At 65.1% G+C, this 22,458-nt stretch carries 21 protein-coding genes and 1 tRNA gene; 10 read left to right on the forward strand and 12 right to left on the reverse strand.

Going from position 1 to position 22,458, the window contains the following annotated elements; translation table 11 throughout:
• Positions 1-10: 10 nt before the first annotated feature.
• Entirely contained in the window at positions 11-2,161 is a 2,151-nt protein-coding gene (gene uvrB, locus BST47_RS27220) for an excinuclease ABC subunit UvrB (protein ID WP_083128941.1), read from the reverse strand.
• A gap of 68 nt (positions 2,162-2,229) precedes the next feature.
• On the opposite strand from uvrB, the gene BST47_RS27225 reads away from it, so the two are divergent.
• Together BST47_RS27225 and BST47_RS27230 are read left to right on the forward strand one after the other, a co-directional pair.
• Positions 2,230-2,754: a ribonuclease FAU-1 family protein gene (locus BST47_RS27225; protein ID WP_207568711.1), complete on the forward strand. Its 525-nt coding sequence runs from the start codon at positions 2,230-2,232 to the stop codon at positions 2,752-2,754.
• An 81-nt stretch (positions 2,755-2,835) separates the two neighbouring features.
• On the forward strand, positions 2,836-3,408 hold the full coding sequence (locus tag BST47_RS27230; RefSeq protein WP_234809890.1) for a hypothetical protein: 573 nt from the start codon (positions 2,836-2,838) through the stop codon (positions 3,406-3,408).
• A 3-nt stretch (positions 3,409-3,411) separates the two neighbouring features.
• Here the strand turns inward: BST47_RS27230 and coaE are convergent, their stop codons facing one another.
• Positions 3,412-4,623, reverse strand: coding sequence for a dephospho-CoA kinase (gene coaE / locus BST47_RS27235; RefSeq protein WP_083128944.1), 1,212 nt, complete (start codon positions 4,621-4,623; stop codon positions 3,412-3,414).
• Between the two features lie 74 nt (positions 4,624-4,697).
• Positions 4,698-6,146 carry a 30S ribosomal protein S1 gene (gene rpsA / locus BST47_RS27240; protein ID WP_083128945.1) on the reverse strand — a complete coding sequence of 483 codons (1,449 nt, stop codon included), beginning with the start codon at positions 6,144-6,146 and terminating at the stop codon, positions 4,698-4,700.
• 197 nt (positions 6,147-6,343) lie between these two features.
• On the opposite strand from rpsA, the gene BST47_RS27245 reads away from it, so the two are divergent.
• Positions 6,344-7,513, forward strand: a complete 1,170-nt coding sequence (locus tag BST47_RS27245) for a PrsW family intramembrane metalloprotease (RefSeq protein WP_083128946.1) — start codon at positions 6,344-6,346, stop codon at positions 7,511-7,513.
• Positions 7,514-7,543: 30 nt separating this feature from the next.
• Entirely contained in the window at positions 7,544-8,188 is a 645-nt protein-coding gene (locus BST47_RS27250; protein WP_083128947.1) for a LysE family translocator, read from the forward strand.
• Here BST47_RS27250 and polA read toward each other — a convergent pair.
• From polA to BST47_RS27265, 3 genes are all read right to left on the reverse strand, one after another.
• Positions 8,185-10,845, reverse strand: a complete 2,661-nt coding sequence (gene polA / locus BST47_RS27255; protein WP_083128977.1) for a DNA polymerase I — start codon at positions 10,843-10,845, stop codon at positions 8,185-8,187. The two genes, BST47_RS27250 and polA, sit on opposite strands and share 4 nt — an antisense overlap.
• A gap of 94 nt (positions 10,846-10,939) precedes the next feature.
• Entirely contained in the window at positions 10,940-11,434 is a 495-nt protein-coding gene (locus tag BST47_RS27260) for a hypothetical protein (RefSeq protein WP_083128948.1), read from the reverse strand.
• 15 nt (positions 11,435-11,449) lie between these two features.
• Positions 11,450-11,836, reverse strand: coding sequence for a hypothetical protein (locus BST47_RS27265; protein ID WP_083128949.1), 387 nt, complete (start codon positions 11,834-11,836; stop codon positions 11,450-11,452).
• A 164-nt stretch (positions 11,837-12,000) separates the two neighbouring features.
• Here BST47_RS27265 and BST47_RS27270 point away from each other — a divergent pair, with 164 nt between their 5' ends.
• From BST47_RS27270 to BST47_RS27285, 4 genes are read left to right on the forward strand one after another with little or no spacing between them, the layout of a single operon-like run.
• Positions 12,001-12,438: a Zn-ribbon domain-containing OB-fold protein gene (locus BST47_RS27270; protein WP_083128950.1), complete on the forward strand. Its 438-nt coding sequence runs from the start codon at positions 12,001-12,003 to the stop codon at positions 12,436-12,438.
• Positions 12,435-13,634 (forward strand): lipid-transfer protein, encoded by a 1,200-nt coding sequence (locus tag BST47_RS27275; protein WP_083128951.1) that lies wholly within the window; start codon positions 12,435-12,437, stop codon positions 13,632-13,634. Before BST47_RS27270 ends, BST47_RS27275 begins: the two co-directional genes overlap by 4 nt.
• A gap of 9 nt (positions 13,635-13,643) precedes the next feature.
• The gene (locus tag BST47_RS27280) at positions 13,644-14,492 is read left to right on the forward strand and encodes an SMP-30/gluconolactonase/LRE family protein (protein WP_083128952.1); all 849 of its coding nucleotides are present in this window, start codon (positions 13,644-13,646) and stop codon (positions 14,490-14,492) included.
• 2 nt (positions 14,493-14,494) lie between these two features.
• Entirely contained in the window at positions 14,495-14,809 is a 315-nt protein-coding gene (locus tag BST47_RS27285) for a hypothetical protein (RefSeq protein WP_083128953.1), read from the forward strand.
• Here BST47_RS27285 and BST47_RS27290 read toward each other — a convergent pair.
• The 3 genes from BST47_RS27290 to BST47_RS27300 are packed head-to-tail and all read right to left on the reverse strand — an operon-like array spanning position 14,806 to position 17,526.
• Positions 14,806-15,549, reverse strand: coding sequence for an ABC transporter ATP-binding protein (locus BST47_RS27290; protein ID WP_083128954.1), 744 nt, complete (start codon positions 15,547-15,549; stop codon positions 14,806-14,808). The genes BST47_RS27285 and BST47_RS27290 overlap by 4 nt on opposite strands.
• A complete protein-coding gene (locus tag BST47_RS27295; RefSeq protein ID WP_083128955.1) occupies positions 15,533-16,360 on the reverse strand; it encodes an ABC transporter ATP-binding protein in 828 nt (275 codons plus the stop codon). Before BST47_RS27295 ends, BST47_RS27290 begins: the two co-directional genes overlap by 17 nt.
• The gene (locus BST47_RS27300; RefSeq protein ID WP_083128956.1) at positions 16,357-17,526 is read right to left on the reverse strand and encodes a branched-chain amino acid ABC transporter permease; all 1,170 of its coding nucleotides are present in this window, start codon (positions 17,524-17,526) and stop codon (positions 16,357-16,359) included. Before BST47_RS27300 ends, BST47_RS27295 begins: the two co-directional genes overlap by 4 nt.
• 110 nt (positions 17,527-17,636) lie before the next feature.
• On the opposite strand from BST47_RS27300, the gene BST47_RS27305 reads away from it, so the two are divergent.
• Positions 17,637-18,821, forward strand: a complete 1,185-nt coding sequence (locus BST47_RS27305) for an RNA-guided endonuclease InsQ/TnpB family protein (RefSeq protein ID WP_083128957.1) — start codon at positions 17,637-17,639, stop codon at positions 18,819-18,821.
• Between the two features lie 44 nt (positions 18,822-18,865).
• Here the strand turns inward: BST47_RS27305 and BST47_RS27310 are convergent, their stop codons facing one another.
• From BST47_RS27310 to BST47_RS27320, 3 genes are all read right to left on the reverse strand, one after another.
• Positions 18,866-19,912 carry a branched-chain amino acid ABC transporter permease gene (locus BST47_RS27310; protein ID WP_083128958.1) on the reverse strand — a complete coding sequence of 349 codons (1,047 nt, stop codon included), beginning with the start codon at positions 19,910-19,912 and terminating at the stop codon, positions 18,866-18,868.
• 82 nt (positions 19,913-19,994) lie between these two features.
• A complete protein-coding gene (locus BST47_RS27315) occupies positions 19,995-21,212 on the reverse strand; it encodes a branched-chain amino acid ABC transporter substrate-binding protein (protein ID WP_083128959.1) in 1,218 nt (405 codons plus the stop codon).
• Positions 21,213-21,410: 198 nt separating this feature from the next.
• Positions 21,411-22,043 (reverse strand): two-component system response regulator PdtaR, encoded by a 633-nt coding sequence (locus tag BST47_RS27320; RefSeq protein WP_107529109.1) that lies wholly within the window; start codon positions 22,041-22,043, stop codon positions 21,411-21,413.
• Between the two features lie 88 nt (positions 22,044-22,131).
• Between BST47_RS27320 and BST47_RS27325 the strand changes: the two genes are divergently transcribed.
• Positions 22,132-22,205, forward strand: a tRNA-Leu gene (locus BST47_RS27325).
• Positions 22,206-22,458 lie beyond the last annotated feature (253 nt).

The raw sequence follows: 22,458 nt of genomic DNA on the forward strand, positions 1-22,458 counted from the left end.
GCACTGCCGACTACTTCAAACCCGCGGCATCCATACCGCGCAATTCCTTCTTCAGATCGTGAATCTCGTCGCGGATTCGGGCCGCCAACTCGAACTGCAGATCGCGCGCGGCGGCCATCATCTGCTCGGTCAGATCCTTGATCAGGTCTGCCAGCTCGGCGCGCGGCATATTGGTGGTGTCGCGCCCCTCGATGATGCCTGCGCTGACGGCGCGGCCCGGCTCACCCTGCGCGCGACGGCCGCGTGACGAGTTGCGGCCGGAGCCACCGATCTCGACATCGTCGGCCTCACGGTAAACCTGGTCGAGGATGTCGGCGATCTTCTTACGCAACGGCTTTGGATCGATGCCGTGTTCTTCGTTGTAGGCGACCTGTTTGGCCCGGCGCCGATCGGTCTCGTCGATCGCCTCGCGCATCGAGTCGGTGATCTTGTCGGCGTACATGTGCACTTCGCCCGACACGTTGCGCGCCGCGCGACCGATGGTCTGGATCAGGCTGCGGGTCGACCGCAAAAAGCCTTCCTTGTCGGCGTCGAGGATCGACACCAACGACACCTCCGGCAGGTCGAGACCCTCTCGGAGCAGATTGATGCCCACGAGGACGTCGTAGTCGCCGAGCCGCAGCTGGCGCAACAGCTCGACACGACGCAGTGTGTCGACCTCTGAGTGCAGGTAGCGCACCCGGATGCCCATCTCGAGCAGATAGTCGGTCAGGTCCTCGGCCATCTTCTTGGTCAGTGTGGTGACGAGCACCCGCTCGTCACGTTCGGTGCGCTTGCGGATCTCGCCGATCAGGTCGTCGATCTGACCTTTGGTCGGTTTCAGCACCACCTGGGGATCGACCAGGCCCGTCGGCCGAATTACCTGTTCGACGAACTCGCCACCGCTCTGGCTCAGCTCGTACGGTCCGGGTGTCGCCGACAGATACACCGTCTGCCCGATCCGGTCCGCGAACTCCTCCCACGTGAGCGGCCTGTTGTCCACGGCCGAGGGCAGCCGGAACCCGAAGTCGACGAGATTGCGCTTGCGCGACATGTCGCCCTCGTACATCCCGCCGATCTGGGGCACGGTCACGTGCGACTCGTCGATGACCAGCAGGAAGTCCTCTGGGAAGTAATCCAGGAGCGTCGCAGGCGCCGAACCCGCCGGCCGGGCGTCGATGTGGCGCGAGTAGTTCTCGATGCCCGAACAGAAGCCGACCTGGCGCATCATCTCGACGTCGTAGTTGGTGCGCATCCGCAGCCGTTGGGCCTCGAGCAGCTTGCCCTGGCCTTCCAGTTCGGCCAGCCGCTCCTCGAGTTCCTGCTCGATCGTGGAGATCGCATGCGCCATGCGTTCGGGGCCCGCCACGTAGTGGGTGGCCGGAAAGACGCGCAGCGAGTCGACCTGGCGCACGACGTCGCCGGTCAGCGGGTGCATGTAGTACAACGCCTCGACCTCGTCGCCGAAGAACTCGATGCGCACCGCCAGCTCCTCGTACGACGGGATGATCTCGACCGTGTCGCCCCTGACGCGGAACGAGCCGCGGGTGAACGCCATGTCGTTGCGGGTGTACTGGACGTCGACCAGCAACCGCAGCAACGCGTCACGGGGAACTTCTTGGCCGACCTGCAGTTCCACCGACCGGTCCAGGTAGGACTGCGGAGTGCCAAGACCGTAGATGCACGACACCGACGCGACCACAACCACGTCACGACGCGACAGCAGACTCGACGTCGCCGAGTGCCGCAATCGCTCCACGTCGTCGTTGATCGAGCTGTCCTTCTCGATGTAAGTGTCTGTCTGCGCGATGTACGCCTCGGGCTGGTAGTAGTCGTAGTACGAAACGAAATACTCAACAGCGTTGTGCGGCAACATTTCCCGCAACTCGTTCGCCAGCTGGGCGGCCAGTGTCTTGTTGGGTGCCATCACCAAGGTGGGCCGCTGAAGACGCTCGATGAGCCACGCCGTCGTCGCCGACTTACCGGTACCGGTGGCGCCGAGCAACACGACGTCGCGCTCGCCCGCCTCGATCCGGCGCTCGAGCTCCTGGATCGCCGCCGGCTGATCGCCCGCGGGCTGGTGCTCGCTGACGACCTCGAACCGGCCGCCGGCGCGCACGATCGAGTCGACAGGACGGTACTCCGAGACCGCCAGCACCGGGTGTTCAGTAGCGAAAGCCATATTCACCAGGGTAGAACCCCGCACCGACATGTTCTGTTCCGCAGCCCTGGCCGACGTAGGCTGGTCGCATCCATCCTCCCAAACACGAGACGTTCGACCTGCTGGCTCGCACCAACACCGATCCGAAAGGCATCGTGCGGGCCGTCGATACGTACACCGTCGAGCCGTGGGGTCTGTACATGGCCCGCCCCGCGCCGGGCCGCGCACAATTCCACTATCTGGAGTCGTGGCTGCTTCCGGCGCTGGGGCTGCGCGCCACGGTCTTTCATTTCAACCCCGGTTATGAGCGCGATCAGGACTACTACCTCGATATCGGGCTCTTCACGCCGAGTGAGACGGTCTGGCAGGCCGAGGACCACTATCTGGATCTGATGGTGCGCACCGGCATCGGGTTCGACCTGGCCGACGTCGACGAGCTGCTCACCGCGGTCAGACACCGCCTGCTGTCGCCCGAGGCCGCTGAACAGGCAATTCAGACGGCGGTGTCGACCATGGACGGGCTCTCCAGAAACGATTACGACCTGGACCGCTGGCTCGCGGCTCACGGGATCACCCTGACCTGGCGATCCCGCGTAACACCTGAACGATCTTGATCGATTTCCCGTGTGATGACGACAACAGCGCAGGTCAACGGCGTGGCTCCGACGAGCGCAGAGCCGGTAAAGTCAGCTGTCATGAGTTCCACCACGCGCCGATGGCAGGCAGTCGTCGCTGTCGCCGCCATCGGCACGGGCATGCTGTCGTCGCCTGCGACCGCGCTCGCCCAGCCCGGCACCGAGCCCGCCGAACCGCAGCCGGCGCCTGACGCGGCCGTCCCCGAGGTACTCCACAACGTGGTCTACCGTGCCCGGGCCGATGGCACGTCCCGCGACGCCGTAGTGGCGTACAAACAGGACGACGCGAACGTCAACAGCGCCACCCCGACGATGCTGCCCGGCCAGACCTTCGAGGTGAACACGGTGCTCGACGATCCCGCGAAGGCAGGCATGACGCTGTCCATCGGATGGCCGTACGGATCGAACCTGCACTGCGAGATCCTGGTCGACGACCAGATCGTCGCGCAGGCGGACCAGTTCATCGCACCGAGGTTCTTCCGCGTCAAGGACGATCCGCTGTACGGGACGCTGCAGTGCGGCGCTCCGTTGGATATCCCGGTCGTCGGGGTCCCCGACCCAGTCGACGCACCCGTCGATCCGGCCGCCGCACCGGCGGATCCGAACGCGGCGCCGTCCCCGCCTGCCGCCTGACCTTTACGGCCGCCAGCCCGTGGTGTCCGCCCATTCCCAGGCCCGTCGGTAGGCGTCGAGAAACCACGGCTCCTTCGCGTCGGCGTACGCGCCGTTGTCGGCGTGCGCCTGGGCCGCCACCTTCCGCTTGAGCGCGACGTAGTCGGCCTGGACGGAAGGGTTGTCCCGCAACCAGTCGACGAACAGCAGCGCGAACTGCTGACCTGGCCAACCGTCGACCCTGATGTGGACATTGGTCGGCCGGCCCGGATCGGCTGAGCAGTGAAGTCGCTTGTGCCACAACGATTCTTCGTTCGTGTGATCGAACGCCGCGACCGTACTGCGGGCGTCGGGCTTGCCGACGTCGGCGGTGGTCGGGCTGCGCACGTAGCCGGCGGTCGTCAACGCGTCGGCCAGTTCGTCGGCCGCCTCGAGAGAGGCGACCGTCACCTGCATGTCGATCACGTCCTTGGCATCCACCCCGGGGACGGCCGTCGACCCGACGTGGTCGATGCGCACCGACCGGTGTCCGCATGCGGTGTTGAGCCGAGCCGCGATACGACGCCCCTGATCCGGCCACGACGGGTCGCTGGGCACGAGGACCGGTCCCGAGCGCGCGGGCCGGCCGTGGTCGAGGTTGTGGGCGAACGGCAGGATCCGCTCATGCCACAGCGCCCGCGCCTGCTCCACCAATTCGCCTGCGCTGCCGGAGTTGTCGAGCCACACATCGGCGACGGCGCGCCGCTGTTCCTCGGTGGCCTGCGCCGCGATCCGCGCGCGGGCATCCTCCTCGGTGAAGCCGCGGTGCTCGATCAGCCGTTTGACCCTTGTTTCCACGTCCGCGTGCACGATCACCACCAACGGGAACATCGGCGCCATGCCGGACTCCACGAGCAGCGGGATGTCCTCGACGATCACGGCGTCTTCGGCTGCTGCGGCAATCAACTCCGAACGACGATGCGCCACCAGCGGATGCACGATCCCGTTCAGCGTCTGCCGCTTCTCGTCGTCGCTGAAGGCGATCGCTGCCAGGGCAGGCCGGTTCAACGAACCGTCTTCCTGCAGGATGTCCGCACCGAACGCGTCGACGAGCTTGCCCAGCCCCTCGGTCCCCGGTTCCACCACCTCGCGGGCGATCACGTCGCCGTCGACGACGATTCCGCCGAGTTCACTGAACGTCGAGGACACCGTCGACTTTCCGGCGCCGATACCGCCGGACAGACCAATGCGCAGCACCGCCCCAGTCTGTCAGCACCCGAAAACAACGTGTGCCCCGACTCAGAGCCGGGGCACACGTTGTGTACGAAGAATTACGCGTTGCCTGCGAGCTTCTCGCGCAGAGCCGCCAACTGGGCGTCGCTGGCAAGCGAACCGCCGGCGGCGGGCTCGCCGGAACTCGACGAACCGTTGGACGACCGCGGAGCCTCGGTGGCAGCTGCAGCCTCGGCCGCGGCGAACTTCTCCATCTGCGCGGTGTGCATCTTGTGGCGACGCTCCGCCTCGGCGTAGCGCGACTCCCACTCCTCACGCTGCTTCTCGAAGCCCTCGAGCCATTCGTTGGTCTCGGCGTCGAAGCCCTCGGGGAAGATGTAGTTGCCCGCGTCGTCGTAGCTGTCGGCCATGCCGTACTTCGACGGGTCGAACTCCTCGGTGTAGTCCTCGTTGGCCTGCTTGAGGCTCAGCGAGATGCGGCGACGCTCCAGGTCGATGTCGATGACCTTGACCATCGCGTCGTCGCCGACCTGAACCACCTGATCCGGGACCTCGACGTGGCGCTCGGACAGCTCCGAGATGTGGACGAGACCCTCGATGCCCTCCTCGACGCGGACGAACGCACCGAATGGCACCAGCTTGGTGACCTTGCCCGGCACGATCTGACCGATGGCGTGGGTCCGGGCGAAGTGGCGCCACGGATCTTCCTGAGTCGCCTTGAGCGACAACGACACCCGCTCGCGGTCCATGTCGACGTCGAGCACCTCGACAGTGACCTCGTCACCGACCTGCACGACCTCGGACGGATGGTCGATGTGCTTCCAGGACAGCTCGGAAACGTGCACCAGGCCGTCGACACCGCCGAGATCGACGAAGGCGCCGAAGTTGACGATCGAGGACACGACACCCTTGCGGATGGCGCCCTTCTGCAGCTGGTTGAGGAACTCGCTGCGCACCTCGGACTGGGTCTGCTCCAGCCAGGCGCGGCGGCTCAGCACCACGTTGTTGCGGTTCTTGTCGAGCTCGATGATCTTGGCCTCGATCTCCTTGCCGATGTACGGCTGCAGATCGCGGACACGACGCATCTCGACCAGCGACGCGGGCAGGAAGCCGCGCAGGCCGATGTCGAGGATGAGGCCACCCTTGACGACCTCGATGACGGTGCCCTTGACGGCCTCGTCCTTTTCCTTGAGCTCTTCGATGGTGCCCCAGGCGCGCTCGTACTGAGCGCGCTTCTTGGACAGGATCAGGCGACCTTCCTTGTCCTCCTTGGTGAGGACCAGGGCTTCAACCTCATCGCCGACGGAAACGACCTCGTTGGGGTCGACGTCGTGCTTGATGGAGAGCTCACGGGAAGGGATGACGCCTTCGGTCTTGTAACCGATGTCGAGCAGGACTTCGTCACGGTCAACCTTGACGATGGTCCCCTCGACGATGTCGCCATCGTTGAAGTATTTGATGGTTTTGTCGATGGCGGCGAGAAAGTCCTCGGCCGAGCCGATGTCGTTGACGGCTACTTGTGGCGAGGTGACGGAGGGACTTGGCATGTGGTGGGTTGCTCCGGACAGGTTTGGTCGTAGGGACAGTTGTTATTGGTGTTACCCGTCCTCGAGGAACTCGAGTCGACTCGAGCCCACGAAAAAGCACAGACAGGTACGCGTAGAGGTTACTCGACTCGGTCCATGCTGGACAAACCCGGTCCGGGAAGCCCGCAAACGATCTCATCCTTGATTAACCTGCCTACGTGGCATATGCCGGTGCTCCCCAGCAGTCATGGCCGACGCGACCGCCCTTCGAGCGCAAGATCCGGCAAGTCGGCGCACCGTTGGGCGTGCTCATCCTGCTCGGCATCCTCGCCGGGCTGATCGTCATCGGTCTGACCGCGCTGAACCCGGTCGGCGCATCGGTCGGCTTCGTGCTGTCCGGGGTGGCGATCGGCGTGGTCGTCTTCGCCTACATCTGGCTCGATCGGTGGGAACCGGAACCGCCCCGGCTGCTGATTTTCGCATTTCTGTGGGGTGCGTCGGTCGCCGTGATCCTGTCGGTGGTCATCGGTCTCTTCCTGGACGCGCTGATCCAACAGGGCGGGTCCGAGGACAGCAGCTGGGTGTCCATAGCGATTGGCGCACCGGTCATCGAAGAAGCGGCCAAAGGCGCATTTCTGCTGCTCATGATGACGGGGCGACGGCGCAATGAACTCAATTCCCTGACCGATTGCTTGGTGTACGCGGGCCTCGTCGGCGCCGGTTTCGCCTGGCTGGAGGACATCCTGTACATCGCGGGCGGCGAGACTCTGGGCGACTCGCTGCTGACGCCGAGCGTCCGGCTGGTCATGGGGCCGTTCGCACATTCGCTGTTCACCACCATGTTCGCGCTCGGTGTCTGGTTCGCGCTGCATAACCGCAGCCCCGCGATGAAGACCCTCTACATCCTGCTCGGGTACGCCGGGGCGGTGATCATGCACGGTCTGTGGAACGGCTCGTCGGTGATCGGACCGGAAACCTATTTGGCGGTCTATGTCTTTTGGATGGTGCCGGTCTTCGTGTTCGCGATCGTGCTGGGGGTTCGCAGCCGCAAGAAGGAGCAGCGGGTCGTCGCCGAGAAACTGCCGGGCATGGTGGCCGCCCAGCTCGTCACCCCGAGCGAGGCGACATGGCTGAACTCGATCAAGAACCGCAAGTTGGCGATCGCCCACGCACGCCGGTCCGGAGGTAAGCCGGCCGGTAAAGCGGTCAAGGCTTTCGCCGCCCAGGTCGTGGAACTGGCGTTTGTGCGCGACCGCATCGACCGCGGATTCGGCGACGCGCGGGTGTACGCGATGCAGACCGAGGAGGCCAACGCGGTGCACGTCGCGCGCATGCAGACGCCCGCCTTGGCGGGACTCGCCGGGTTTCACGCTCCGCCGGTGCGCTAAACCGCTTGCCGCCTCGGCGATACTGCTGACATGCAGGTGCAGCATCTGATCGACGTCATGCCCGCGTTCCTGCTCGCGTGCGTGATACTCGCCGCACTCCCAGGCCCGGCGACGGCGCTGTTCCTGCACCGCTCCGTTCGGGACGGCCGGGCGGCCGGGCTGGCGGCCGTCGTCGGCAATGAGATCGGCATCTTCGGCTGGACGATCGCCGGGGGCGCCGGACTGTCGGTGTTGCTGACCGCCAACCGAGCCCTGTCGTTGGCGTTGCACGTCATCGGTGCGGTGATCCTGATTTGGCTGGGGGTCAGCGCATGGCGCCAGGCGAACAGGCCCGCGGATGCGGCCCTCGCGATACCGGTGCCGCCCCGGGGCCGCACGCCCGCCTCGGCGTTCCGGGCGTCGTTGATCTCGATCGCCGCCAACCCGAAGGCGGCCGCGTTCGGGATAGCCGTGGTACCGCAGTTCCTGCCGTCCAGCGGGTCGGTGCTGCCGACGCTGCTCGTGTTGGCCGTGATCCAGCTCGTGCTGGACACCACGTGGTGCGCGGGCGTGGTCCTCGCCGCCGATCGTGCTCGAAACGTATTGAGCCGAGCCCATATTCGCCGCCGTATCGAACGCGTCATGGGTGCGGCGCTGGTGGCGTTGGGCCTGGGACTGGCGGCCGACGCCCGCTAGTGGGCCGCGGCGTCCCAGCTTCGGCCGTACCCGACGGACACCTCCAGCGGCACGTCGAGCGGATAGGCGGAACCCATCTGCTTGCGGACCAGCTTCTCGACCGCATCGCGCTCACCGTCGGCGATCTCGAACAGCAGCTCGTCGTGCACCTGTAGCAGCATGCGCGACTTCAGCTCGGCGTCCTTGAGGGCGGTCTCGACGTTGATCATCGCGACCTTGATGATGTCGGCGGCGCTGCCCTGGATCGGTGCGTTGAGCGCGGCGCGTTCGGCGGCCTCGCGTACGTTGCGGTTGCTGCTGTCCAGCTCCGGCAAGTAGCGGCGGCGCCCGAACACCGTCGACGTGTAGCCGTCCTTGCGTGCCTGATCGACGACGTCACGCAGGTAATCGCGGATGCCACCGAACCGGTCGAAGTACTGCTCCATCTGCTCTTTGGCTTCCTCGGTGCTGATCTTCAGCTGCGCGGCCAGGCCGTATGCGCTCAGACCGTAGGCGAGCCCGTACGACATCGCCTTCACCCGGCGCCGCAGCTCCGAGGTCACCTCGTCGATCGGCACGCCGAACGCCCGTGATGCGACGAACGAATGCAGGTCCTCGCCGGTGTTGAAGGCCTCGATCAGACCGTCGTCCTTGGAGAGGTGCGCCATGATGCGCATCTCGATCTGGCTGTAGTCCGCCGTCATGAGCTCGGCGTAACCCTTGCCGACGACGAATGCGTCCCGGATACGGCGGCCCGCTTCGGTGCGGATCGGAATGTTCTGCAGGTTCGGCTCGGTCGACGAGAGCCGGCCCGTGGCGGCGATCGTCTGGTTGAACGTCGTATGAATCCGCCCGTCTGCGGCCACAGCTGCCAGCAGCCCGTCGACCGTGACCTTGAGCCGGGTTGCGTCGCGGTGCGCCAGCAGATGCTGCAGGAACGGATGTCCGGTTTTGTCGAAGAGACTCTGCAGCGCATCCGCGTCGGTGGTGTAGCCGGTCTTGGTCCGTTTGGTCTTCGGCATCTCCAACTCGTCGAACAGCACGACCTGGAGCTGTTTCGGTGAGCCGAGATTGATCTGCTTGCCGATCACCGCGTACGCCGCTTCTGCGGCATCGCGGATCTGATCAGCGAACTCGCTTTGCAGTTCGGCGAGTTGCTTCAGGTCCACGGCGATGCCCGCGGACTCCATCTCCGCGAGCGCACGCTGCACCGGCAGCTCCATGTTGCCCAGCAGCGCCGACGAGTCGATGCGCGCCAGTTCCTCGTCCAGAGCGTCGGCGAGGTCCATCACCGCGCTCGCTCGCAGGATCACCGTCTGGACGGCCTGCTCATCAACGCCTTCGGTGTCATCGAGCAGCGAAAGCTGTTGCTGCTCAGGGTTATCCGCACGGAGTTCACGTTTCAGGTACCGCAGCGACAGGTCGTCGAGCGCGAAACTGCGTTGACCCGGGCGCACCAGATAGGCGGCCAGCGCGGTGTCGGACGTGACGCCGGCGAGCTTCCAGCCGCGACCCTCGAGGTCGTGCATCGCCAGTTTGGCCTCATGCAGTGCCTTCGGTTGGCTCGGATCGGCCAGCCACGACGCGAGCGCGGCCTCGTCGTCGGACTGCAGCGTCGCGGTGTCGAGGTAGCGACCGTCACCGTCGGCTGCGACGATCGCCAACGCGGTGGCGTCGGCGTCGAATGCCAAATGCGTACCGACAACGGCCATCCCGAACCGCTTGCCGGATCCGTGTTCGGCCAGCCAGGCCGCCAACTCGCCGGACTCGAGGGCGCCGCCGCGCACGTCGAAGCCCTGATCGACTTCGGGATCCGCTGAGGCCAGCGTGTCGAACAACCTGTCGCGCAGTACCCGGAATTCGAGATCGTCGAACAGGCGATGGATCTGGTCGCGATCCCACGGCTGCATCCGTAACGTGTCGGGCGTCTGGGCCAGCGGGACGTCCTTGACCAGGTCGGTGAGTTCCCGGTTGAGCACGACGGACGACAGATTCGCCCGCAGGGCATCGCCGACCTTGCCCTTGACGGTGTCCACCTGGTCGACCAGCGTCTGCAGCGACCCGTATTCGGCGATCCACTTCGTGGCGGTCTTCTCCCCCACACCCGGGATGCCGGGCAGGTTGTCGCTCGGGTCGCCGCGCAGGGCCGCGAAGTCGGGATACTGCTGCGGGGTCAGCCCGTACTTCTCCAGCACGGCGTCCGGGGTGAACCGAGTCAGCTCGCTGACGCCTTTGCGCGGGTACAGCACCGTCACGTCGTCACTGACCAGCTGCAGCGAGTCACGGTCGCCCGTCACCACCAACACCCGATAGCCCGCGTCCTCGGCCTGCGTTGCCAGGGTGGCGATCACGTCGTCGGCCTCGAAGCCCGGCTCGGCCAGCACCGTGATGCCGAGCGCGCCGAGCACCTCCTTGGTGATGTCGATCTGGCCCCGGAACTCATCGGGGGTGGCCGACCGCCCCGCCTTGTACTCGGGGTACTTCTCCAGGCGGAACGTCTGCCGCGACACGTCGAACGCTGCGGCGATATGGGTGGGCTGCTCGTCGCGCAGCAGGTTGATCAGCATTGCGGTGAAGCCGTACACCGCGTTGGTGGTCAGGCCGCCCTGGGTCTTGAAGTTCTCGGCGGGCAGCGCGTAAAACGCCCGGAACGCCAACGAATTGCCGTCCAGCAGCATCAATGTCGGCTTTTCGGTGGCCTTCTCGGTCGTTGCGCTCGCGGTCACGGCCCTACTCTATGCACGGCCGCCGACACGCTGTAGCCGCCGAGGACTAAATCTGCCGCGCCCCCGGCGCTCCGGGCCCTGGCGTGGTGCCCGGTGGCGGCGGACCCAGTTGGCCGGTGCGAATCCAGTCGATCGCCATGTCCGTCGGATTCTGCGGGTCGACGAACACCGCAAGCGTCATGCCCGGCTGCGCACGCGCGACATGCATCTGCGCGACGACCTCGTCGAAGACCGCGCCGTACGGCGCGGTTCCGTCGTCGCGCACGACCTGCCCCTGGATCCGCAGGACCGGCGACGTGTTCAGGTAGGACCCGACCTGCCAGACACCTTCGACACTGACCGTGGCCGGTATGCCGCCACCGTTCATCAGCTGCGAATGACGCATCATCTTCACGCCGATCTCGGTGGCATCGGCGGCCTCGTGAATGCGGTTGGGGACGTCCCCGATCTGGCCGAAGAACGACGACGGGCGACCCTGTGATTCCAGGTACTGCTTGTTGGCGCCGTACATTCGCGCCCAGTCCTTGAACGGGTTGGGCATGTTGACCAACCCCGATCAGTAGCCGAGGAACTTGCGGAACTGCTGGCCGACGGCCATCGACTGGCCCATCCGCTGCACCCAGCCGTCGAGCGCGGCCTTCGTGTCCGCCGGATCCCAGCCGCGCTCCTGGGCGAGAGTGATCATGCCCGCCTCGTCGTTGATGCCACGGGCCTGCGCGTCGCGAGCCAGCTCGGCGTAGTCCTGCAGCGAGATGCCGTTGATGGGCTGCCAGATCGGATCGTCGGCTGACACCGAGCGGGTCGACGGGCCGCCCATGATGGCCGGATCGATGGGTCCGGCGCCCTGCACGTGCACCATGCCGCCCTGTTGCTGGCCGGCCTGCTGCGCGAATGCCTGACTGGCCTGCTGCGCCGCCTGCTTCGCCTTGTCGAAGAATCCCATTGGTGTCTTCCAATCTCCGTGGGCGCGCCTCGTTGGCGACGCCGGTGCACTCAGTAGAGATGGTCGCCGCGGCTACCGATCCCAATTCCACAGATCCTTCCCTGAAGAGCCGGCCAAACTGGAACACGTTTCAGTTCCAGGGGCCGGTTCGTTAGGCTGACCGCGTGTCAGCATCTACTCAGCCCGCGGTCGACGGGTGGTTCGCCACCGACGAATCGGGCGCCGCGTATCTGATCGGCAGCAAGTGCCATCTGTGCGGGACGTTCGTGTTCCCCCCGCGTGCCAACAATTGTCCCAATCCGGGCTGTGACGGCGACGAGTTGGCCCAGGTCCCGCTGTCCCGGCGGGGGACGCTGTGGAGCTACACCGAAAACCGTTATGCCCCACCGCCTCCGTATCCGTCGCCGGATCCGTTCGAGCCGTTCGCCGTGGCCGCCGTTGCGCTGGCCGACGAGGGCATCATCGTGTTGGGCAAGGTTGTCGAGGGGACCCTTGCGGCTGACCTGAAGGTCGGCATCGAGATGGAACTGACCACCATGCCACTGTTTGTCGACGACGACGGCGTCGAGCGCGTCGTACACGCCTGGAGGATCGCGTCATGAGTCCAGAACCGGTGTACATCCTGGGTGCCGGTATGCATCCATGGGGCAAGTGGGGCCGTGACTTCACCGAGTACGGCGTCGTCGCCGCCCGAGCCGCGCTCGCCGAAGCCGGCCTGGATTGGCGCCAGATCCAGCTCGTCGCGGGTGCCGACACGATTCGCAACGGATATCCGGGGTTCGTCGCGGGCGCCACGTTCGCGCAGAAGCTGGGCTGGAACGGCGTTCCTGTCACCTCGAGCTACGCGGCATGCGCCAGCGGCTCGCAGGCGCTGCAGAGCGCGCGGGCCCAGATCCTGGCGGGCTTCTGCGACGTCGCGCTGGTGATCGGTGCGGACACCACCCCCAAGGGCTTCTTCGCCCCGGTCGGCGGTGAACGCAAGAACGACCCCGACTGGCAGCGTTTCCATCTCATCGGTGCGACGAACACCGTGTACTTCGCGCTGCTGGCGCGCCGTCGCATGGACCTCTACGGCGCGACGCTCGAGGACTTCGCCCAGGTGAAGGTCAAGAACGCCAAGCACGGGCTGGACAATCCGAACGCGCGGTACCGCAAGGAAAGCTCGGTCGAAGACGTGCTGGCCAGCCCGGTGGTCTCCGATCCGCTTCGCCTGCTTGACATTTGTGCCACTTCCGACGGAGCGGCCGCGTTGATCGTGGCCAGCAAGTCGTTCGCCGAGAAGCATCTCGGGTCGCTCGAAGGTGTGCCTTCGGTGCGTGCGGTGAGCCTCCAGACGCCGCAGTACCCGCAGCACCTTCCCGAATTGCCGGACATCGCAACGGATTCCACCGCGGCTGTGCCCGCGCCCAATCGGGTGTTCAAAGATCAGATCCTCGACGCCGCCTATGCCGAGGCAGGCATCGGACCGGAAGACCTCAGCCTCGCCGAGGTGTACGACCTGTCCACCGCGCTGGAGCTCGACTGGTACGAGCACCTCGGTCTGTGCCCCAAGGGCGAGGCCGAGAAGCTGCTGCGCAGCGGCGCGACGACCATAGGCGGCAAGATCCCGGTCAACGCATCGGGTGGTCTGGCCTGCTTCGGTGAGGCCATTCCGGCCCAGGCGATCGCGCAGGTCTGCGAGCTGACCTGGCAGCTCAAGGGACAGGCGACTGGCCGTCAGGTCGAAGGAGCCAAGGTGGGCGTCACCGCGAATCAGGGATTGTTCGGACACGGCTCGTCGGTGGTCGTCGCGCGATAGATTCGCGCGGTGAGCACGATCGAATCCGTTGAGCCGCTTCCTTTCATCGAAGGCATCGTCTACGGCGAAGGGCCACGGTGGCACCACGGCCGGTTATGGTTCAGCGACGGACCCGCGGGCAAGGTGTACTCCGTCGGCGAGACCGGCGACCTCGCTGTCGAGGCCGAGGTTCCACACGCCTCCGGGCTCGGCTGGCTTCCCGATGGCACGCTCGTGGTATCCGGCCTGATGGACGCGCACATCCACCACGTCGGTGCACACGGCGACGTGGTGGCAACATTCGATCTCAGCGACTTCGCCTGGTCCACGAACGACCTGCTGGTCACCCCCGACGGGCGCGCCTATGTCGACATGTATCAGGTGGACGATTCCGGGCTGACGGGACACATCGGCCTCGTCGACACCACCGGTGTGGTGCGCATCGTCGCCAGCGGACTCGACGTCCCGAACTGCATGGCCTCCCTGCCCGGCGAGTCGACCATCATCGTCGCCGAGACGAACGGGTCGCGAATCCTGGCGTTTCCGGTCGAACACGATGGCAGCCTGGGCGCGCCAAGCGTGTTCGCCGACCTCGGACCCGAACGTCATCCCGACGGCCTCTGCGTCGACATGGAAGGCGGGATCTGGGTCGGCTGCTACGACACCGGCGAGTTCCTCCGAATCATCCGAGGCGGCACCATCACCCATCGCGTCGAGATCGACCGAGGATGGGCGATCGCGCCAGCACTCGGCGGCGCTGACGGCCGTACCCTGTACATGGTGATCGACGAAACCACCGTGGAAGGTCTCATGGCCGGCGAGTCGACGGGATGGATCATGCAAGCACGGGTCGACGTGCCCGGTGCGGGATCGCCCTAGATATGACGACTCAAGACGATTGGGCACCGGACGCATGCACGCTGCCGACTTCTGAGCGCCCACTGCGGATAGCCGCATTCAGCGACCTCTTCGGCCATGTGCTGCGCTGGACCCGTTCCGAGACCACGCGACTGGACCTGGTGCTGCCGTCCGACATCGAGTCGGCTGCGCGCGATCTCGCTGGACGCGAGAGTGAATGCTGCTCCTTCTTCACATTCACGTTCGAGGTCGCCGACGACCATCTCGTCATGCACATCTGCGTTCCGACGAGTCAGGTTGTAGTCCTCGACGCCATCGAGACCCGCGTTTCGAGCTAAGCGACACCGAGGTAGGCGGCGCGAATGCTGTCGTCCGCCAACAGTTCCCGTGCAACACCGGTGCGGGTCACCTCGCCGGTCTCCAGAATATAGGCGCGGTCGGATCGGCTCAGCGCCTGCTGGGCGTTCTGTTCCACCAGCAGCACCGTGGTGCCGCTGGCGTTGATTTCGGCGATGATCTTGAAGATCTGCGATATCACCATCGGCGCCAAGCCCATGGACGGCTCGTCGAGTAACAGCACTCTTGGCCGGGCCATCAGCGCACGGCCGATCGCGAGCATCTGCTGTTCGCCACCCGAGAGGGTTCCGCCGACCTGGCTCCGGCGTTCCGCCAGCCGGGGAAACGTCTCCAATATCCAGTCCAGGCGTTCCCGATGCTCGGCTTTGGACTCGAACTTTCTTCCGTAGCAACCCATTTCAAGGTTCTCGATCACCGTCATACCCGGAAACACTCCGCGGCCCTCCGGTGCCTGCACCAAACCTCGAACCGCCCGGTGATGAGCTTTTACCCTGGAGATGTCGGCACCTTCGAACCACACCGACCCCGACGTCAACGGCAGCAGGCCGGAGATCGCGCGCATCGTCGTCGTCTTGCCCGCCCCGTTGGAGCCGAGCAGGGTCACCAGTTCGCCCTCCCGGACCTGCAGCGAAATGCCGTGCAGCGCACGGATCCGGCCGTACTGCACGACCAGGTCGCGCACCTCGAGCAAGATCGGCCTGTCGTCATTCGATGTCGTCATCTGGCACTCCCAAATACGCCGCGATGACCTTGGGGTCCTCGCGGATCTCGGCCGGCAGGCCGTCGGCGATCTTGCGGCCGAACTCCAGTACGACGATGCGGTCCGTCACGCCCATGACCAGCCGCATGTCGTGCTCGATGAGCAGCACGGTGTAGCCGTCGTCTCGGATCTTCTGAATCAGCTCGATCAACGCGGCCTTCTCGCGTGGATTGAATCCCGCGGCAGGCTCGTCGAGGCACAGCAGCTTCGGTTCGGTGGCCAGCGCGCGGGCGATCTCCAACCGTCGTTGATCGCCGTAGGGCAGGTTCTTCGCCTTCTCCTCGCCGCGATGAGCGATCCCGACGAAATGCAGCAGGGCCGCCGAACGCTCGATCGCCGAGTGCTCCTCCCGGCGATGGCGCGAAGTACGCACGAGCGCACCCGGCACCGACGTGAAGTGCCGTGCGTCCGTGCCGACCATGACGTTCTCCAGCGCGGTCATCTCGCCCCACAGCCGGATGTTCTGGAAGGTACGGGCAATACCGCGACGGGTGATCTGGTGGCGTTTGATGCGACCCAATGGGGCGCCGTCGAATGTCACCGTGCCGGACGTAGGCCGGTACACCCCGGTGATGGCGTTGAAGCACGTCGTCTTACCCGCGCCGTTCGGACCGATCATTCCGAGGATCTCGCCGCGCCGGATATCGAAGGTGACCGAGTCCAGCGCGGTCAGACCGCCGAACTTGACCGTCAAATCCTTTGTCTGCAGCAGTGTTTCGCCCTCGGCCGCCTCGATCTCACGGTGGACGCCTGCCAGTTCCTCGATACTCATTTCGCCGACTCCTTCTCCGGCGACCGCAGGAACTCACGCGCAGCCTTGCCGTAGGCGAGTAGTTGCTGACGCGCCGGGAACAGGCCCTGAGGCCGGAAGATCATCAGCGCGACGAGCGCCATCCCGAAGAACAGGTACTTGAGGTCGCCGAGATTGATGCCGAGGAATTCCACGCCCAGTAGGCGGTTCGGCAGATAGACGATGATGAACGCGCCGAACACCACGCCTAATTTGTTGCCCTGCCCGCCGAGCACCACCGCACACAGAAACAGCATCGAGTTGATGATGTTGAACGTCGGCGGTGCCACGTACTGCACTTGGCCGGCGTAGAGCGCTCCGGACAGCCCGCCGATGGCTGCGCCGATCACGAACGCCCACAACTTGAACTTGAACGCGTTGACGCCCATGACTTCCGCGGCGTCCTCGTCTTCGCGGATGGCTACCCAGGCCCGTCCGACCCGGCTGCGCTCCAGGTTTCCGACGAGCAGAAGAATGATGACGATCATCACGATGCCCAGCCAGAACCACCAGGTGCCGTAATTCGCGTCGCCCGTCGAGTTTCCGCTGGAGAACACTCCGTCGGGCAACGCGTCGGTTTGGCCCACCCGCGGATAGGCCACCTCGTTGAGGCCGCGGGGACCGTTGGTGACGTCGGAAAGGTTGTCGGCCAGCAGCCGGATGATCTCGCCGAACCCGAGCGTGACGATGGCCAGGTAGTCACCGCGGAGTCGCAGCGTCGGCGAGCCGAGGATCAGTCCGCTCAAGGCGGTGATCGCCATCGCCAGCGGGACACACGCGAGCCACGCCCAACTCTCGTTGAACCAACCATCCGGACCGGTCTGGTTCCAGGGGCTGTTCGGACTGGTCAGCAGCGCGACGGTGTAGGCGCCGACAGCGTAGAAGCCGACGTATCCGAGGTCGAGCAGACCGGTCTGGCCCACCACGACGTTGAGGCCGATCGCGATGATCGCCACCATCGCGAACTGCGCCATCGTGCCGCCGAAGCTGATGTTCGGCGTGTTCAGGAACGGCGGAGGGAACAGCGGCAGCAGCGCCAGCAGACCGAAGCCGATGACGCCGAAACCCCATTTCTGTACCCGGGACAGCCGATCCCACCACTGACGCAGCCCGTCGCCGGGCGCCATCAACCTGTCGGACAGACTCATCTGCCTCTCCACTCAAAGTCGGGGATCTTGGTAGCGGGAAGGAGGCCGGTATTGAGGGGTGCGGGAATGCCGAGAAGGCGGATGTCAGTGGTGATCATTAGGGTGCGGCTATGTCGCGGTATCGACTGTCGCCGACCCCTGAGCAGCAGGCGAGGTTGTTGGCGCATTGTCGGGATGCGCGGTGTGTGTGGAATCTGGCGGTGGAGCAGCAACAGTGCTGGCAACCGGGCCGCAAGGCGCCCGGATATGTGGAGCAATGCGCCCAGTTGACGGATGCGCGCGCCGCGTACGAATGGCTTAGGGCCGGCAGTCAGACGGTGCAGCAGCAGGCGCTGCGGGATTTTGCACAAGCCATGCGGCATTTCTTCGCAGGCACCCATAGACGTCCGAAATGGCGCAAAGCGGGTGTGCATGAGGGGTTTCGACAGGTAGCGGTGAAAGCACATCACGTCGAGAAGCTGAATCGCCGCATCGGTCGTGTGTGGGTGCCCAAGGTCGGTTGGGTGCAATTTCGCCTTTCGCGACCGGTCCCAGCAGGAGTCAAGTCCTATCGGGTTACCCGTGATCGGGCTGGCCGGTGGCATGTCGCGTTCGCTCACATACCCGACCCGATCAGCGGTCGAGGCGACGGCAGCCTGGTCGGAATTGACCGCGGCGTGGCTGTCGCAGCCGCACTTTCTACCGGTGAACTCTTGCACGTCCCCGGTCTGACAAAGGGTGAGTCGAAACGGTTGAGGGTGTTGCAGCAACGGCTCGCTCGCACCAAGCACGGCTCGAATCGCCGTGACGATACGAAACGCGCCATCGCGAAGTTGAAAGGCGGTGAAAAGGATCGGCGCAAGGACTGGGTAGAGAAGACGACCACGGATCTCGCCCGCCGCTTTGACGTGATCAGGGTCGAGGCCCTCGACGTGCGGTCGATGACACGCTCCGCGCGCGGAACCATCGAGCAACCGGGAGTGCACGTCGCTCAAAAGCGTGGGCTCAACCGTGCGATCAGCCGCAGCGGTTGGGGGCTGCTGGTCACCCGCTTGCAGCAGAAGGCTTGCGGCCGGGTCGAGCAAGTGCCCGCTGCGTACACGTCGCAACGTTGCTCCGCGTGCGGGCACGTCGCACCCGGAAATCGTGAGAGCCAAGCGATCTTCGAGTGCCAAGCCTGCAACGCCGGGCGGTGCAACGCCGATGTCAACGCAGCACGCAACATCGCCGCCGGACGGGCGGTGACAGCACGGGGAGACCTCGCCGATAGGCGGTCTGCGAACCGTGAACCGCAACTCGCTACTCCTGCCCCGTAGGTAGTGGGATGGGTTGAAATCCCCGACGGAAGTCTGGGAGGACGTCAAGCTCTTGCCTTCCCGAGGCTTTCACCGAGTATTCCGGTCGGCCGGATCAGCAGCACCAGAACCAGGAGGACGAACGCCACCACGTCGCGCCACTGCGTACCGAACACCGCCTGCCCGTAGTTCTCCATGATCCCGAGCAGCAGGCCACCCAACAGCGCGCCCCGCAGGTTGCCGATACCACCGAGGACGGCGGCGGAGAAGGCCTTGATGCCGAGCAGGAATCCGCCGGAGTAAATGATCCCCTGCGGCACCTTCAACGTGTACAGCAGCGCGGCCGCCCCGGCGAGCAGACCACCGAGCAGAAACGTCGTCATGATGATGCGTTCACGCGAGACACCCATCAGGGTCGCCGTGGTGGGGTCCTGGGCGACGGCGCGGATGCCCCGGCCGAACTTCGTTCGATTGATCGCCATATCGGTCAGCAGTGCGAAGATCAGCGCGGAGGCGACGATCACCAACGTGACGTTGGAGACGGTCGCACCGAAGATCGTGAACTGAGTCTTTGGCTGCATCAAGATGATCGGCTGCTGAGCGTTGCTACCGCCGTAACCCGGGAGCAGCTTGGGCAGCACGAAGTGCACGAACTCCTGCAGCACGAACGACATACCGATCGCCGTGATCAAGAACGTCAAGGATCGCGCCCCGCGTTTTCGCAGCGGCCGGTACGCGATGAACTCCAGGCCGACCGCCGCCGAACCCGAAACCAGCATCGCGAAAAGCATTGCGACGCCGAGATACAGCACCGTGAGCGCTACGCCTTTCTCGTAGTCGTTACCGCTCGGCGTGAAACCCAGGATGATGTCGAGGCAGAAATAGGCGCCGAACATACCGAGCATGAAGATCTCGGAATGCGCGAAGTTGATCAGACGGAGCACACCGAACACCAGTGTGTAGCCGACCGCCACCAGCGCGTAGATCGCGCCCCAGGACAGGCCGTCGATCGTCAACTGCCAGAAGCCATTTCGCAGGCCATCGAGATTGAAGGTGATGTTCGCGGCCAGACAGGCGTACTGGGCTCCGTGATCCACGCACTGGGAAATCACCGGCGGCGGCTCCTTGCAAAATCACTGTGCGAACGAGAACGCGCCCGAGCCCTCTGGTCTCGGACGCGTCTCGAGCAGCTTCCTACTGAACTTCGTAGATCCAGATCAATGTCGTGGTCAGCTCGCCCGTCGGGGTCCACTGGTACTTACGGCCGACGCCCTGGCCGTCGTAGGTACGCACGAACTCCAGCAGGTCTGGCCGCGTGATCTTGCCGGAGTCGATGCCCTTCAGCATGATCGCGCCCAGATCGTAACCCTCGACGCTGTAGGTCCCCGGCTCCTGGTTGAACGCCTTCTTGTAGTCCTCGGCGAAGGTGCCGGTGGCGGGGCCGCAGGGGCAGGCCAGGATGGCGCCGCTGGACGCCTCACCCGCCTGCTTGACGAACTCGGGATCCTTGGTGCCGTCGGCGCTGACGAAGGTGCCCTCAAAGCCGCCGTCCTTGAGCTGCTGGACGAACGGAGCCGCCTCGGCGTAGTACCCGGCGAAGAACACCGAGTCTGGGCTGGCGCCCTTCACCTGCGTCACCGCGGCCGAGAAGTCCTTGTCACCCTTCTTCACCGAGATGTTGCACGCCGAATCGGCAACCGGGCCGAGCGTTTCCCGGACCGCCTGGGCCAGACCCAGACCGTAGTCAGTGCTGTCGTCCACCACGCACACCTTCTTGTGGCCCAGTGTGTTCTTCAAGTAGTTGGCAACCGACGGCCCCTGCACGCCGTCGTTGGCCAGCCCGCGGAAGAATGTCTTCCATCCCTTCTCCGAGAGCGTGACGTTGGTGGCCGACGCCGTGGCGGCAACCAGGCCGGCTTGGTTGAACACGTCGCCGGTGGCGTTGGTCTCGCCGGAGAAGGCCGGTCCGATCAGGCCGATGGTGAAGGCGTCGTTGATGATCTGCGGTGCGACCTGGGTGGCCTTCTGCGGATCACCTTCGGTGTCGAACGTCTTCAACTGCACCTGGCAGCCCTTGTTGGCGGCGTTGTGCTGGTCGACGGCGAGCTGGATGCCGTTCTTGATGTTGATACCCAGCGCGGCATCCGGTCCGTTCAGCGCGCCCGCCATAGCCAGGGACACCGGCGGGCACTGTGCGTTGCCGTCACCGGCGGGATCAAGCGGCGTCACACCCTCGGGTGGCTTGACCTCAGTGCCGTTCTCGTCGATCTGGACCTGCTCGACGATCTTCAGGTCACTGGGTGCCGCGCCGTCCTCGCTCGGCTCGGATTGTTGTTGGCAGCCGGCTATGCCGAGCACGACCAAACTTGCGCTACCGATAGCAAATGCTTTCCGTGCCACGCGACCGCGCACGCTTCACCTCCGGGTTTATGTTTTCGTCGGCATCATCGGCCCTGCCAGGTCGGCGCGGTCGGCGATGCTTCGGGACGACCATAGCCAACACATGGCGGCAGTGCGTGATGTTGACGAAGGGACCGTGTCGATCTGCCCGGCAATCGGGCCAAACCGCAGCGTAGGAAACGAACAATTAACGGTTGGCCGGGGTAATCGCTAGTTCGACGGGGATGCGTCGGTGGGCGTATCGAGGGTCTCCAGCACGACCTCAGCGACGCGCTTCATGGTGGTACGGCGATCCATCGCGGCGCGCTGAATCCACTTGAACGCCTCAGGTTCGGTCATCCCCTGGTTGGCTTGCAGCAAACCCTTCGCGCGCTCGACCAATTTTCGGGTCTCCAACCGATCCGACAGTTCGGCGACTTCATGCTCCAGTGCGGCGATTTCACTGAATCGACTCACCGCCACCTCGATGGCAGGAATGAGGTCGTTGATGTTGAAAGGCTTGACCAGATACGCCATGGCGCCGGCGTCGCGGGCCCGCTCGACGAGCTCGCGCTGACTGAACGCGGTGAGAATGACGATCGGAGCGATCCGCTTGTCCGCGATCTCCGATGCGGCATCGATACCGTCGCGACGAGGCATCTTCACGTCCATGATCACCAGGTCGGGCTTCAGGCTCTCGGCCAGGTCGACGGCCTCCTGCCCGTCGCCGGCCTCGCCGACGATTTCGTAACCCTCTTCGCGCAGCATCTCGGCCAGGTCCATCCGGATGAGCGCTTCGTCTTCGGCGACGAGAACGCGTCGTGGTTTCTCGATGCCGGCCGGTGACTCAGGAGGAACTGCCATGGAAGACATTGTGGCGGTAGCCGCCGCGATCAGCGACCTCGGGGGCATCCTCTATGGTGGAAGGCCGCTGCGTTCCGACGCGCCGAACGCCCTCGTATCCCAATTGGCAGAGGAAACGGATTCAAAACCCGTCCAGTGTGAGTTCGAGTCTCACCGAGGGCACCCAGCACATCCCAACCGCTCGGGATGGCACGCCAGTCGCCATATTTGCGCAGACCTGCTGCGGACCACATATGTGATCCGCAGCAGGTACCCCTCGTTCTATGCTGCGATGAAGGGTTCGGAGACGGGCGACACGTTGCGGCTTCCCCCGTAGCCACCGCCGTCGGCCAAACCGTCCCCGCCGGGCAGAACCATCACGCGCGGCATGTTGATTCCTCGCGCCCAAAAGTCTTCGGCGACGTCCACATCCCTT

It is taken from the genome of Mycolicibacterium tusciae (assembly GCF_002086795.1).
Lineage (GTDB): Bacteria > Actinomycetota > Actinomycetes > Mycobacteriales > Mycobacteriaceae > Mycobacterium > Mycobacterium tusciae.